This window comes from Streptomyces sp. SudanB52_2052 (genome assembly GCF_964272415.1).
Taxonomy (GTDB): Bacteria; Actinomycetota; Actinomycetes; order Streptomycetales; family Streptomycetaceae; genus Streptomyces; species Streptomyces olindensis.
Window position 1 is genome coordinate 6116021 of the sequence record NZ_OZ186796.1, and the last position, 14019, is coordinate 6130039.

At 70.3% G+C, this 14019-nt stretch carries 9 protein-coding genes; 5 read left to right on the forward strand and 4 right to left on the reverse strand.

Annotated features, from left to right (window positions below):
- Nucleotides 1–9 precede the first annotated feature (9 nt).
- Nucleotides 10–435: a VOC family protein gene (locus tag ACSUPV_RS27340; RefSeq protein WP_382615591.1), complete on the reverse strand. Its 426-nt coding sequence runs from the start codon at nt 433–435 to the stop codon at nt 10–12.
- An 86-nt stretch (nt 436–521) separates the two neighbouring features.
- Here ACSUPV_RS27340 and ACSUPV_RS27345 point away from each other — a divergent pair, with 86 nt between their 5' ends.
- A complete protein-coding gene (locus ACSUPV_RS27345) occupies nt 522–917 on the forward strand; it encodes a nuclear transport factor 2 family protein (protein ID WP_031114053.1) in 396 nt (131 codons plus the stop codon).
- Nucleotides 918–1130: 213 nt separating this feature from the next.
- Here ACSUPV_RS27345 and rpsT read toward each other — a convergent pair whose 3' ends face one another.
- On the reverse strand, nt 1131–1397 hold the full coding sequence (gene rpsT / locus ACSUPV_RS27350) for a 30S ribosomal protein S20 (protein ID WP_010042013.1): 267 nt from the start codon (nt 1395–1397) through the stop codon (nt 1131–1133).
- A gap of 240 nt (nt 1398–1637) precedes the next feature.
- Between rpsT and lepA the strand changes: the two genes are divergently transcribed.
- Nucleotides 1638–3506: a translation elongation factor 4 gene (gene lepA / locus ACSUPV_RS27355; protein WP_031114052.1), complete on the forward strand. Its 1869-nt coding sequence runs from the start codon at nt 1638–1640 to the stop codon at nt 3504–3506.
- A gap of 263 nt (nt 3507–3769) precedes the next feature.
- On the forward strand, nt 3770–5644 hold the full coding sequence (locus tag ACSUPV_RS27360) for a long-chain fatty acid--CoA ligase (RefSeq protein ID WP_031114050.1): 1875 nt from the start codon (nt 3770–3772) through the stop codon (nt 5642–5644).
- A gap of 89 nt (nt 5645–5733) precedes the next feature.
- Here the strand turns inward: ACSUPV_RS27360 and ACSUPV_RS27365 are convergent, their stop codons facing one another.
- Nucleotides 5734–6189 carry a response regulator gene (locus tag ACSUPV_RS27365; RefSeq protein ID WP_031114046.1) on the reverse strand — a complete coding sequence of 152 codons (456 nt, stop codon included), beginning with the start codon at nt 6187–6189 and terminating at the stop codon, nt 5734–5736.
- Nucleotides 6186–10223 (reverse strand): HAMP domain-containing protein, encoded by a 4038-nt coding sequence (locus ACSUPV_RS27370; protein WP_436948756.1) that lies wholly within the window; start codon nt 10221–10223, stop codon nt 6186–6188. Before ACSUPV_RS27370 ends, ACSUPV_RS27365 begins: the two co-directional genes overlap by 4 nt.
- A 192-nt stretch (nt 10224–10415) precedes the next feature.
- On the opposite strand from ACSUPV_RS27370, the gene ACSUPV_RS27375 reads away from it, so the two are divergent.
- Both ACSUPV_RS27375 and hemW read left to right on the forward strand, forming a co-directional pair.
- Complete coding sequence (locus ACSUPV_RS27375; RefSeq protein WP_037768199.1) at nt 10416–12686, forward strand: ATP-binding SpoIIE family protein phosphatase; 2271 nt, start codon at nt 10416–10418, stop codon at nt 12684–12686.
- A 48-nt stretch (nt 12687–12734) separates the two neighbouring features.
- Nucleotides 12735–13967, forward strand: a complete 1233-nt coding sequence (gene hemW / locus ACSUPV_RS27380) for a radical SAM family heme chaperone HemW (RefSeq protein WP_436948757.1) — start codon at nt 12735–12737, stop codon at nt 13965–13967.
- The last annotated feature ends 52 nt before the right edge of the window (nt 13968–14019 follow it).

A 14019-nucleotide genomic window follows, 5' to 3' on the forward strand; every position in this document is an offset into this window, starting at 1 on the left:
GGCTGTCGCTCAGTACACCGGCTCCCCGATCCCCAGCAGGTTCCCCTCGCTGTCACGGAACCAGCCGCCGCGTTCACCCCGTGCGCCCTTGCTCGGGTAGTGCCCCTCGACCTCGGCGATCCCGCCCACCGTGCGCAGGCCGGGTACGTCGACCTCCTCGAAGACCACACCACGCCGCTTGAGCTCCGCCACGACGGCGTCGATGTCGTCGACCTCCAGCGCCATCTGCGTGAAGGTCCCGGGCGAGGCCCCCGTCGACCGGAACAGCGCGAACTCCGCGCCGCCGCAGCGGTAGAGCAGCCCGCCGGGCCGCTCGTCGACGGGCTCCAGACCGAGTTTCTCGCCGTAGAAGCGCCGCGCCCGGTCCAGGTCCTGGGCGGGGAGCCGGGTCGCCACGCGGGCCCCGGCCAGCACGTTCCTGTCGTCTGCGTCCATGTCTCCACTGTGCCGCCGGAGCCGTCCGGAGGGAGAATCGGGAGAGTCAGCCGCACTCGCCAAGCGACGGAAAGGTGGCGACGGCCATGGCTGAACACCCCCACGCAGCGCTGGTCCGCAAGGGATTCGAGGCCTTCTCGCGCGGTGACATGGACACCTTGCGCACACTGATCGCGGGAGACGCCACACACCACGTACCCGGAGACCACCCCTTGTCGGGCGACTTCAAGGGCGTGGACTCGATCATCGAGATGTACGAACGGCTCGGCGCGGAGACCAACGGCACGATGCGCGCCGAACTGATCGGCATCGGAGTCGACGGCCGCGGCCACGCGGTCGGCATGACCCGCTTCACGGCCGACCGCAACGGCAAGCACCTCGACGACACCGGCTGCATCATCTTCCGGATCGTCGGCGACAAGGTCACCGACCTCGACGAGTGCGTCGAGGACATCGACAAGAACAACGAGTTCTGGTCCTGAACAGGACGAAGGCTCTGAGCAGGACAAAGGCTCCGAGCAGCACGAAGGCCGGGCGGCCTCCCATGGGGAACAGGAGGGCCACCCGGCCTTCGGTTCAAGCTGATGGATCCGCGCCCGCGTGGCGAACGCAGGCCGCGCGCGGACCCGAGGGGTGCCGGACGGGAGCGGATGAGAGAGGGCCCGCTCGATTCCCTCCGGCGGTCACATCAGATGTCAGCCCTTGAGCGCGGCGACCTTCTGAGCCAGGGCCGACTTCTTGTTGGCAGCCTGGTTCTTGTGGATGACGCCCTTCGAGACGGCCTTGTCGAGCTGACGCGCGGCAGCGCGCTGGTACTCGGTGGCCTTCTCGACGTCACCCGCGGCAGCGGCCTCGCGGGCCTTGCGGATCGCGGTCTTCAGGGAGGACTTGACGGCCTTGTTGCGCAGCCGGGCCTTCTCGTTGGTCTTGATCCGCTTGATCTGGGACTTGATGTTCGCCACGAATGAGCCTTTTCAGGTTCTGGCACGGGCCCGCACTGATCCGCACGGTTCCCGTACCGGGTGATTTCTTGAGGTCGTGCCTCCTGCGAGAGGGCATGAGACACAGCCACCCAGGCTACCAGCGGGCCCATCCACGGCCCAAACCCGTCCGCGGTCGCCACCCGTGGGACCATGGAGGCTACGTATCGATCCGACCCGAGACCGCAGACACTGCGGACGCCTCAAGAATCAGGACCCTGCGTGCCCGCGATCCCCAGCCACGTGCCCGAGCCGAGCCGTACCGACCCGGCTCTGATCCGCAATTTCTGCATCATCGCGCACATCGACCACGGCAAGTCCACGCTCGCCGACCGGATGCTCCAGCTGACCGGAGTGGTCGAGCAGCGGCAGATGCGCGCCCAGTACCTCGACCGCATGGACATCGAGCGCGAGCGCGGCATCACGATCAAGTCTCAGGCGGTGCGTCTGCCGTGGGCCCCGACCCACGACAAGGACAACACGCACATCCTGAACATGATCGACACCCCGGGGCACGTCGACTTCACCTACGAGGTCTCGCGGTCGCTCGCCGCCTGCGAGGGCACCATCCTCCTGGTCGACGCCGCCCAGGGCATCGAGGCCCAGACCCTCGCCAACCTCTACCTGGCGATGGAGAACGACCTCACGATCATCCCCGTCCTCAACAAGATCGACCTGCCGGCGGCGCAGCCCGAGAAGTTCGCCGAGGAGCTCGCCCACCTCATCGGCTGCGAGCCGGACGACGTGCTGAAGGTCTCCGCGAAGACGGGGCTCGGGGTCGAGGCGCTGCTGGACAAGGTCGTCGAGCAGGTCCCGGCCCCGGTCGGCGTCAAGGACGCCCCCGCGCGCGCCATGATCTTCGACTCCGTCTACGACTCCTACCGGGGCGTGGTGACGTACGTCCGTGTCATCGACGGGCAGCTCAACAAGCGCGAGCGCATCAAGATGATGTCGACCGGTGCCACGCACGAGCTGCTGGAGATCGGCACCAACTCGCCGGAGATGCTCGGCGCCGACGGCCTCGGCGTCGGCGAGGTGGGCTATCTGATCACCGGCGTGAAGGACGTCCGCCAGTCGAAGGTCGGTGACACCGTCACCAGCCAGTCCAAGGGCGCCACCGAGCCCCTCGGCGGCTACAAGGACCCCAAGCCGATGGTCTTCTCCGGCCTGTATCCGCTGGACGGCTCGGACTACCCCGAGCTGCGCGAGGCCCTGGACAAGCTCCAGCTCAACGACGCCGCGCTGGTCTACGAGCCGGAGACCTCCGCCGCGCTCGGCTTCGGCTTCCGCGTCGGCTTCCTCGGCCTGCTGCACCTGGACGTCATCCGGGAGCGGCTGGAGCGCGAGTTCGGGCTCGACCTGATCGCCACCGCGCCGAACGTGGTCTACCGCGTGGTCATGGAGGACGGCAGCGAGCACACGGTCACCAACCCGAGCGAGTTCCCCGAGGGCAAGATCTCGGACGTCTACGAGCCGGTCGTCCGGGCCACCATCCTGGCGCCCAGCGAGTTCATCGGCTCGATCATGGAGCTGTGTCAGACCCGGCGCGGCACGCTGCTCGGCATGGACTACCTCTCCGAGGAGCGGGTCGAGATCCGCTACACCCTGCCCCTCGCCGAGATCGTCTTCGACTTCTTCGACCAGCTGAAGTCGAAGACGCGTGGGTACGCGTCCCTGGACTACGAGCCCACCGGCGAGCAGACCTCCAGCCTGGTCAAGGTCGACATCCTGCTGCACGGCGACAAGGTGGACGCCTTCTCGGCGATCACCCACAAGGACCAGGCGTACGCCTACGGTGTGCGGCTCGTCGCCAAGCTCAAGGAGCTCATCCCGCGGCAGGCCTTCGAGGTGCCGGTCCAGGCCGCCATCGGCTCCCGGGTCATCGCCCGCGAGACCATCCGCGCCATCCGCAAGGACGTCCTCGCCAAGTGCTACGGCGGTGACATCTCCCGCAAGCGGAAGCTGCTGGAGAAGCAGAAGGAGGGCAAGAAGCGGATGAAGATGGTGGGTTCCGTGGAAGTTCCGCAGGAGGCCTTCATCGCCGTCCTGTCGAGCGATGACAGCGCGGGGTCGGGCAAGGGCAAGAAGTAATCACGGATTACCGTGGGTTACACCCCAAACCGGGGAGAACAGGGGCCCGTCGTGCGAAAGTGCGGCGGGCCCCTGTGCGTATACGGGGTAGCTCTCTGTACGAAGTGACAGGCCGCAGACCCTTACGCAGGGACCGGTCGACCTTTACTCTGATCCCTGCTCGATAGTTACTCACGAGTTAAACAACGGTGTTACCAGCAGCTCGTGAGGACCCACCAGCCGCACCTGAGCCAGCCGCACTGTCGCGGGCCACGGAGGATGTCGTGAGCGACACACAGACACTGATCGAGAACCGTCCGCCGTCCGTGGCGGGCCTCTTCCTGGAGCGCGTGGCGGCCACGCCGGACGCGGAGGCCTACCGGTATCCGGTCCCCTCGTCCTCCGGACAGGGTCCGGACGAGTGGAAGTCGCTGAGCTGGGCGCAGGCCGCCGAGCGGGTCTACGCCGTCGCGGCGGGGCTCATCGAGCTCGGCGTGCAGCCCGAGCAGCGCGTCGCCCTCGCCTCCAGCACCCGGATCGAGTGGATCCTCGCCGACCTCGGCATCATGTGCGCGGGCGCCGCGACGACCACGGTGTACCCGCAGACCAACGCCGACGAGTCCGCGTACATCCTGTCCGACTCCGAGAGCCGGGTGCTCATCGCGGAGAACGCCGAGCAGCTGGCCAAGGCGAAGGAGAAGCGCCCGGAGCTGCCCGAGCTGACCCATGTGGTGGTCGTCGACCCGGCCGGCGTCGAGACCGCCGACTGGATCCTGACCCTGGACGAGCTGGAGAAGCGCGGCGCGGCCCGGCTGGAGAAGGAGCCCGACCTGATCAAGGAGCGGGTCGGCGCGATCACCAAGGACCAGCTGGCCACCCTCATCTACACCTCCGGCACCACCGGCCGTCCCAAGGGCGTGCGCCTTCCGCACGACAACTGGTCGTACATGGCGAAGGCGATCGCCGCGACCGGCCTCCTCAGCACCGAGGACGTGCAGTACCTCTGGCTGCCGCTCGCGCACGTCTTCGGCAAGGTGCTCACCTCCGGCCAGATCGAGGTCGGGCACGTCACCGCCGTGGACGGCCGCGTCGACAAGATCATCGAGAATCTGCCGGTGGTGCAGCCGACGTACATGGCGGCCGTGCCGCGCATCTTCGAGAAGGTGTACAACGGCGTCGCCGCGAAGGCCCGCGCGGGCGGCGGAGCCAAGTACAAGATCTTCCAGTGGGCGGCCGAGGTCGCCCGTGAGTACGCCAAGGTCGCGCAGGACAATTTCCGGCGCACCGGGACCGCGTCCGTGCCGTTCGGGCTGGGCGCCAAGCACAAGGTCGCCGACGCGCTGGTGTACGCCAAGATCCGGGAGGCCTTCGGAGGGAACCTGCGGGCGTGCGTCTCCGGCTCGGCCGCCCTCGCACCCGAGATCGGCTACTTCTTCTCCGGCGCCGGCATCCACATCCTGGAGGGCTACGGCCTGACGGAGTCCTCGGCCGCGTCCTTCGTGAACCCGGGCGAGGCCTACCGCACCGGCACGGTCGGCAAGCCGCTGCCCGGCACGGAGGTGCGGATCGCGGACGACGGGGAGATTCTGCTGCGCGGCCCGGGGATCATGGAGGGCTACCACAAGCTGCCCGAGAAGACCGCCGAGGTGCTGGAGCCGGACGGGTGGTTCCACACCGGGGACATCGGGGAGCTGTCGCCCGACGGGTACCTGCGGATCACCGACCGCAAGAAGGACCTCATCAAGACGTCCGGCGGCAAGTACATCGCGCCGGCGGAGGTCGAGGGGCAGTTCAAGGCGGTGTGCCCCTACGTGTCCAACATCCTGGTACACGGGGCGGACCGGAACTTCTGCACGGCGCTGATCGCGCTGGACGAGGTCGCCATCACGGAGTGGGCCAAGGAGAACGGGCTCGCGGGGAAGTCGTACGCGGAGATCGTCGCGGCGCCGCAGACCGTCGAGATGGTCGACGGGTACGTGAAGCAGCTCAACGAGGGGCTGCAGCGGTGGCAGACGATCAAGAAGTTCCGGCTGCTGCCGCGGGATCTCGACGTGGAGCACGGTGAGATCACGCCGAGTCTGAAGCTGAAGCGGCCTGTCGTGGAGCGGGAGTACAAGCATCTGATCGAGGAGATGTACGAGGGGTCTCGCGAGGCGTAGGGGGTGGCGGGGCTCTGCGGCGGGTGCGGCTTCGTCGTGGTTGTTCGCGCCCACGCGGCGGAGCCGCACATCGATACAGCCCCGCGCCCCTAAGGGACGTCACCCGCCCGGCGCCGCAAGTCCTGGATCTCCGCCCTGAGGCGCTCCACCTCTCTGCCCTTGCGGTAGAGGTCCAGGAAGACGGTGACCTTCGCCCTGAGGACCCACGGGTCGAAGGGCTTGGTCACGTAGTCGGCGGCGCCCGTGGCGTAGCCGCGGAAGGCGTAGCCCGAGTCGTCGCCGGCGCCGGTCAGGAAGATGATCGGGACGTCGCGGGTCTGGTCCAGGCGCTTGATGTGGGCGGCCGTCTCGAAGCCGTCCATGCCGGGCATCCGGATGTCGAGGAGGACCAGGGCGATCGGCTGCCGCAGCAGGACCTTCATCGCCTCCTCGCCCGAACGGGCGCGCACCAGCGGCTCGTTGAGGGAGGCGAGCACGGCCTCCAGGGCGGTCAGGTTGTCCTCCATGTCGTCGACCAGGAGGATTCCGGCGCGCTCGGGGCTCATGACGGCGTGTCCTCCGGCTCCAGCAGTTCGCACACGACCGTCAGCAGCCGGTCGATGTCCACCGGCTTGGGCACGTAGGCGTTGGCGCCGCGGGCGATGGACTTCTCCCGGTCGCCGGGCATCGCCTTGGCGGTCAGGGCGACGATGGGCAGGTCCGCCCAGCGCGGGGTGCGGCGGATGGCGGAGATGGTCTCGTAGCCGTCCATCTCCGGCATCATGATGTCCATCAGGACCAGTTCGACGTCGGCACTGCGTTCCAGCGCCTCGATGCCCTCGCGGCCGTTCTCCGCGTAGAGCACGGTCATGCCGACCCGGCCCAGGACGTGGGTGAGGGCGAACACGTTGCGGATGTCGTCGTCCACGATCAGCACCCGCCGTCCGGGCAGGATCCGGCCCGGCCTGCCGGACGTCCACGCCTCCAGCTTGGTCGGTGACGGCCAGGCGTCGTCCGTGTCGTGGGCGCCCGGGAACGGTCCGGCGGCCGGGAGCGGCCCGGCGGCCGGCTGGAGGGGCAGGGGCAGGTCGGCGCGGTCCTCGGCCGGGGCGGGCGCCGTGTGGCCGGGGCTGACGACGGGGACGTAGAGCGTGAAGGTGGAGCCCTTGCCGGGTTCGCTCTCGGCGACGATCCGGCCGCCGAGCAGGCCCGCGATCTCCCGGCTGATGGACAGGCCGAGTCCGGTGCCGCCGTACTTGCGGTTGGTGGTGCCGTCGGCCTGCTGGAACGCCTCGAAGATCACCGCGAGTTTCTCCGGCGCGATGCCGATGCCGGTGTCGGACACGGTGAAGGCGATCACGTCCTCGGTGTCCCGGACTCCCCCGCTCTCGGGTTCGCCCGACGAGCGGGGGGACCCCCATCGGTGCTCGGCGTCGTGCACCCGGTCCACCCGCAGCTCGACCTTGCCCGCCGCGGTGAACTTGATCGCGTTCGAGAGCAGGTTGCGCAGGATCTGCTGGAGCCGCTGCTCGTCCGAGTACATCTCGCGCGGTACGTCCTCGCCGACCGCCACCTCGAAGGCGAGCCCCCGGTCGAGGGTGAGCGGGCGGAAGGTGGCGTGGACGTAGTCGAGCAGCTTGATCAGCGGGAGCCGCTTGGGGCGTACGTCCATCCGGCCGGCCTCGATCTTCGACAGGTCCAGGATGTCGTTGATCAGCTGGAGGAGGTCCGAGCCCGAGCGGTGGATCGTCGTCGCGAACTGCACCTCCTGGTCGGAGAGGTGGCCGTCCGGGTTGTCGGAGAGCAGCCGGGCGAGGATCAGCAGGGAGTTCAGCGGGGTGCGCAGCTCGTGCGACATGTTCGCCAGGAACTCCGACTTGTACTGCGAGGACGTGGCCAGCAGGGCGGCCTTCTCCTCCAGCTCGGCGTTGGAGCGCTGCAACTCGCCCTGCTGCTTCTGGAGTTCGTCCGAGCGTTCCTGGAGCTGCATGGCGAGGCGCTGGGACTCGCCGAGCAGGGACTCCGTGCGGGAGTTGGCGATGATCGTGTTGATGGCGACGCCGATGGTGTTGACGAACTGGTCGAAGAACGCAAGGTGCACGTCGGAGAAGCGGGAGAAGGAGGCGAGTTCGATGACGCCGAGGAGTTTGTCCTCGAAGAGGATCGGGATGATGACGATGGTCGTGGGCGCCGCCTCGCCCAGACCGCTGTTGATCTTGATGTAGTCGGGCGGGGCGCCCTCCACCAGGATCCGCTTCTTCTCCCGGGCCGCCTGCGCGACCAGGCCGTGCACCGGCAGGGCGCCGGTCTCCACGGTCGCGTCCTGGGCGGCGCCGTAGCCGGCGATGAAGGCGAGCCCCTTGGTGGGAACCGTCGCTCCGGCCTCCTCCGGGTCGGCGAGGTAGAACGCCCCGTACTGCGCGTTCACCAGCGGGGTCAGCTCGCGCAGTATCAGGTCGGCGACCTCCATCAGGTCGCGGTGACCCTGCATCAGGGCGGCGAGCCGGGCGAGATTGGACTCCAGCCAGTCCTTCGCGCGGGTCGTTTCGCGCAGGTTGGCCACCATCAGGTTGATGTTGTCCTTCAGCTCGGCGACCTCGCCGCGCGCCTCCACGGTGATCGAGCGGGACATGTCGCCCTGAGCCACGGCGGAGGCGACCTCGGCGATCGCGCGGACCTGGGTGGTGAGGTTGAGCGCGAGCTCGTTGACGTTCGTCGTCAGGCGCTTCCAGGTGCCGTAGACGCCCTCGACCCTGGCCTGGCCGCCGAGTTGGCCCTCGGAGCCGACCTCGCGGGCCACGCGCGTGACCTCCGAGGAGAAGGAGGAGAGCGTGTCGACCATGGTGTTGATGGTGGTCTTCAGCTCCAGGATCTCGCCGCGGGCGTCCACGTCGATCTTCCGGGACAGGTCGCCCTGGGCCACGGCCGTCGCGACCTGGGCGATGTTCCGCACCTGGGAGGTCAGGTTGTCGGCCATGTAGTTGACGTTGTCCGTCAGGTCCCGCCAGACACCGGAGACGCCCAGCACCTGGGCCCGGCCGCCGAGCCGCCCGTCGGTGCCGACCTCGCGGGCGACCCGCGTCACCTCGTCGGCGAAGGCCCGCAGTTGCTCCACCATCGTGTTGACGGTGTCCTTCAGTTCGAGGATCTCGCCCCGGGCGTCGACCGTGATCTTCTTCGACAGGTCGCCGTTGGCGACGGCGGTGGTCACCTGGGCGATGTTGCGGACCTGCGAGGTCAGGTTCAGCGCCATGAAGTTGACGTTGTCGGTGAGGTCCTTCCAGACGCCGGAGACGCCCCGGACCTGCGCCTGGCCGCCGAGGTTGCCTTCCGTGCCGACCTCGCGGGCGACGCGGGTGACCTCGTCGGCGAAGGCGGAGAGCTGGTCGACCATCGTGTTGATCGTGGACTTCAGCTCCAGGATCTCGCCCTTGGCCTCCACCGTGATCTTCTTGCCGAGGTCGCCCTGGGCGACGGCGGTGGAGACGAGCGCGATGTTCCGCACCTGCGAGGTGAGGTTGTCCGCCATGAAGTTGACGTTGTCGGTGAGGTCCTTCCAGACGCCGGACACGCCCCGGACCTGCGCCCGCCCGCCGAGGTTGCCCTCGGTGCCGACCTCGCGGGCGACGCGGGTGACCTCGTCGGCGAAGGCGGAGAGCTGGTCGACCATCGTGTTGATCGTCGACTTCAGCTCCAGGATCTCGCCCTGCGCGTCGACCGTGATCTTCTGCGACAGGTCGCCGTTGGCCACGGCCGTCGTCACCTGGGCGATGTTGCGGACCTGCGAGGTCAGGTTCGACGCCATGAAGTTGACGTTGTCGGTGAGGTCCTTCCACACCCCGGACACGCCCCGGACCTGCGCCCGCCCGCCCAACTGGCCCTCCGTACCGACCTCGCGGGCCACGCGCGTGACCTCGTCGGCGAAGGCCGAGAGCTGGTCCACCATCGTGTTCACGGTCAGCTTCAGTTCCAGCAGCTCACCGGTCGCCTCGACCGTGACCGTACGGGTCAGGTCGCCGCGCGCCACCGCCGTCGTCACGGCCGCGATGTCCCGCACCTGGGCCGTCAGCCGGGACGCCATCGTGTTGACGGCCTCCGTCACGTCCCGCCAACTGCCCGACAGGCCCTGCACCTTGGCCCGACCGCCGAGCCGCCCCTCGGTGCCGACCTCGCGCGCGACCCGCGTCACCTCGCCCGTGAACAGGGAGAGCTGGTCCACCATCTTGTTCACGGCCCGGCCCAGCCGCCGCAGATCGCCGCGTAACTGCCGGGTCCCGTCGTGCAGGTCGACCCGCTGAGTCAGATCGCCGCCGGCCACCGCGTCCAGCACGCGCGTGGCGTTCGCCGCCGGGGCGACCAGGGCGTCGAGCAGCTGGTTGACGTCGTCGACGCGGGATGTCCACAGTCCCTGACCCGGGCTCGCCGAGAGCCGCTCGTCGAGCCGGCCGTGCCGCACCAGCTCGCGCTTGACGCGCCGCACCTCGGTCGTGAAGTGGACGCTGCGGTCCATGATCTGGTTGAAGACGGCGTTGAGTTCGGCCACTATCCCGTGGCCGGTTTCCGGGACCTTCGTGAAATCGCCGTCGCGTGCGGCTGTCATGGCCGCGAGCAGCGGACGGAGATCGGATGCACGAATCTGACCGTCTTCGTACCGGTCTTCGACCACAGGAGTAGCACTGTTCTCACTCATGGCGGCCCACTTCGGTAACTCGGCGCTTATGGGCGTGGCCAGTCTGTCACTCTGTCGGCATCGACTGTGGCGTATTCGTACGAACTGCCCGGGGAGCTGTCCATGGGGGCCATTCCGACGCAACGGGAGACCGCTTCCCGTGCCTCAGAGGCGCCTGCACACACTGGGGAGACGCCCGTGCCCGCTCAAGAAGGGCCCATCGCCGGGCCCATCGCCGAGGGGCCCGCACCGGCCTGTGCGGCGCCCCCGCCCGTTGCCGAGGCGCCCGCACAGGAGTGCGCGCGGGCGCACGCGACCCTGTCCGGCAGCTCCGTCGCGCCGGGCGCCGCCCGCGCCCTGGTGCGCGCGGCGCTCGCCGAGTGGACCGACCTCGGCCTGCCGGGCGCCGAGCACCTCACCGACCGCCTCGCCGACGATGCCACGCTCGTCGTCAGCGAACTCGTCACCAACGCGGTCGTGCACGCCGGGACCGACGTCGAGATGGAGTGCCGGCTGGAGGGCGACGACCGGGCCACGGCCGCGCTCGTCGTCGAGGTCTCCGACCACCACCCCTCCCGCGCCCCCCGCGGCGGCGAGCCCGAGACACCGCACGACACCCCCGAGTACGGGCGCGGCCTGCGACTCGTCGGCGCGCTCTCCGAGGCGTGGGGGATCACGTACCGCACGGGCCGGAAGACCGTGTGGGCGCGGCTGCCCGCCGCGGGGTGCGCGGCGGGGGAGCAGATCGAGGCGTACGCCGGGGAGCAGGCGCTGGCGCGCGGGTTGCGCGTGGCGGAGATCCTGGCGCCGGAGCCGCGGTACGGCTGGGAGGCCGGGGAGGACGCGCGTGGCCGGCCCGACGCCGAGGACGCGCGGGGCCCGCGCGACGTCCGCGGTGAGTGCGACTACTCCTGGGATCACCCTGACTCCCGTCACCCCGGTGACCGTCACGGTGTGCGCGACTCGCACGGTGTGCGCGACTCCCGGGACCATCACGGTCTGCGCGACTGGCGGGACTGGAACGATCTGCGGGACTGGCGGGACCGCCACGAGGGCCGCGACGGGCGGGACGGCCGCGATGGCGCCTGGCTGGGCCGCGGTGCCCTCTCCTTCCTCGCCGAGGCCTCCGACCTGCTCGCCGGGCAGCTCGACGAGGACCTGGTCGCCGCCCTCGCCGGGCAGCTGATCGTGCCCCGGCTGGCCGACTGGTGCGCGGTCTGGCTGGAGGACGAGGCCACCGGCGGCGGCTGGGGCGTCGGGCCCGGAGCCGGGGGACCCCGGCTGGCCCGGGTCTGGCACGGCAGCGAGAACCACATCGAGGAACTGCGCCGGGCGCTGGAGAAGGACCCGCCGCCCCCGTCCGACCCGTTACGGACCGGGCCCGTCGACTACCCCTGGCCCGGCGAGGCGCTCGGCGACGCGCCCGGCGAACCGGGCCAGGCACTGGCGTACCGGCTGGTCGCGGGGGGCCGTCCGCTGGGCACCCTCGTCATCGGGCGGTCCGGGACCGCCGGTTTCCCCGACGAGATCACCGGCCTCGTCGAGGACCTGAGCCGCCGTGTCGCGCTCGCCATCGGCGCCGCCCGCCAGTACGCCCGGCAGGCCACCATCAGCGCCGTGCTCCAGCGCGGACTGCTGCCCGGGGCGGTGGCCGAGATCCCCGGCGTGCGCAGCGCCCTCGTCTACGAGCCGTACGACAAGGGCGGGCCCAGCGGCGACTTCTACGACCTGTTCCCGGCCGGCGACGGCCGCTGGTGCTTCGCGGTCGGCGACGTCCAGGGCAAGGGGCCCGAGGCCGCCGTCGTCATCGGGCTGGCCCGGCCCTGGCTGCGGCTGCTGGCCCGCGAGGGCTACCGGGTGGCCGACGTCCTCGACCGCCTCAACCAGCTCCTCCTGGACGACGCCACGGAGGCCGCGGACGCGGCGGCCCGGGCGCTGGTCGCCGCGGGCGCGCGACCGACCCCGCCCGGCGACGGCCCTCAAACGCGCTTCCTGTCCCTGCTCTACGGCGAACTGGTCCCCTTCGACGGCGGCGTCCGCTGCACCGTCGCCTCCGCCGGGCATCCGCTGCCCCTGCTCCTCGGGGCGGGCGGCGAGGTCCACTCGTGCGCGCAGCCGCAGACCCTCCTGGGCGTCGTCGAGGACGCCACGTACAGCAGCGAGACCTTCGAGCTGCGCTCCGGCGACACGCTGCTGTGCGTCACCGACGGCGTGACCGAGCGCCGCTCCGGCTCCCGCCAGTTCGACGACGGGGACGGGCTCGCGGCGGCGCTCGCCGGGTGCGCCGGGCTGGACGCCGAGCTCATAGCCGAAAGGATCAAGCGGCTGGTGCACGAGTTCGGGGCGCGGCCACCGGCGGACGATCTCGCCCTGCTGGTGCTCCAGGCGGAGTGACCGCTGCTGTCGGCGGAGTCACGGCGCGGGTGCTGGACAATGGAAGGCATGCCTTCCGCACTTCCCGACGGCGAGCCCGTCCCCGAGGACGGCGCGCTGCCCGCGTCCGCACTCGCCGGGGCCGCCGACCGCCCGCTCGGGTTCTACCTGCACGTTCCGTACTGCGCGACCCGCTGCGGCTACTGCGACTTCAACACGTACACGGCGACCGAGCTGCGCGGCACCGGCGGGGTCCTCGCCTCCCGCGACAACTACGCCGAGACGCTCGTCGACGAGATCCGCCTGGCCCGCAAGGTCCTGGGGGACGACCCGCGTCCCGTCCGCACGGTGTTCGTGGGCGGCGGTACGCCGACGCTGCTGGACGCCGGTGATCTCGTACGGATGCTGCAGGCCGTCCGGGACGAGTTCGGGCTCGCCGCGGACGCCGAGGTCACGACGGAGGCGAACCCGGAGTCCGTCGATCCCGCGTATCTGGCCGCCCTGCGCGAGGGGGGCTTCAACCGGATCTCCTTCGGGATGCAGAGCGCGCGGCAGCACGTGCTGAAGGTGCTGGACCGGACGCACACGCCCGGGCGGCCGGAGGCGTGCGTCGCGGAGGCCCGGGCGGCCGGGTTCGAGCACGTGAACCTCGACCTGATCTACGGCACGCCGGGGGAGTCGGACGAGGACTGGCGGGCGTCGCTGGACGCGGTGCTGGGGGCCGGGCCGGACCACGTCAGCGCGTATGCCCTGATCGTGGAGGAGGGCACGCAGCTGGCGCGGCGGATCCGCCGGGGCGAGGTGCCGATGACCGACGACGACGTCCACGCCGACCGGTACCTGATCGCCGACGAGGTGCTCTCGGGCGCGGGGTTCGAGTGGTACGAGGTGTCGAACTGGGCGACCTCGGAGGCCGGGCGGTGCCTGCACAACGAGCTGTACTGGCGGGGGGCCGACTGGTGGGGGGCCGGGCCCGGGGCGCACAGCCACGTGGGCGGTGTGCGGTGGTGGAACGTGAAGCATCCCGGGGCGTATGCGGCGGCGCTGGCGGCCGGTCGTTCGCCCGGGGCCGGGCGTGAGGTGCTGTCGGAGGAGGACCGCCGGGTCGAGCGGATCCTGCTGGAGCTGCGGTTGCGGGACGGGGTGCCGTTGGCGTTGCTGCGGGAGGAGGGACTCGCGGCGTCTCGGCGGGCCTTGTCCGAAGGGTTGCTCGAGGAGGGGCCGTATGCGGAGGGGCGTGCTGTGCTGACCTTGCGCGGGCGGTTGCTGGCGGATGGTGTGGTGCGCGATCTGGTGGACTGAGTTGCTGGGCGTCGGTGCTGGGGCCGGGGCGATGCGCAACTCGGCGCGACGA

What these genes read in the sequence shown, in the direction of transcription:
- ACSUPV_RS27340 (WP_382615591.1), bottom strand. Translation starts at nt 435, where the DNA reads ATGGACGCAGACGACAGGAACGTGCTGGCCGGGGCCCGCGTGGCGACC.
- ACSUPV_RS27345 (WP_031114053.1), top strand. Translation starts at nt 522, where the DNA reads ATGGCTGAACACCCCCACGCAGCGCTGGTCCGCAAGGGATTCGAGGCC.
- ACSUPV_RS27365 (WP_031114046.1), bottom strand. Translation starts at nt 6,189, where the DNA reads ATGAGCCCCGAGCGCGCCGGAATCCTCCTGGTCGACGACATGGAGGAC.
- ACSUPV_RS27370 (WP_436948756.1), bottom strand. Translation starts at nt 10,223, where the DNA reads ATGACAGCCGCACGCGACGGCGATTTCACGAAGGTCCCGGAAACCGGC.
- ACSUPV_RS27375 (WP_037768199.1), top strand. Translation starts at nt 10,416, where the DNA reads ATGGGGGCCATTCCGACGCAACGGGAGACCGCTTCCCGTGCCTCAGAG.
- hemW (WP_436948757.1), top strand. Translation starts at nt 12,735, where the DNA reads ATGCCTTCCGCACTTCCCGACGGCGAGCCCGTCCCCGAGGACGGCGCG.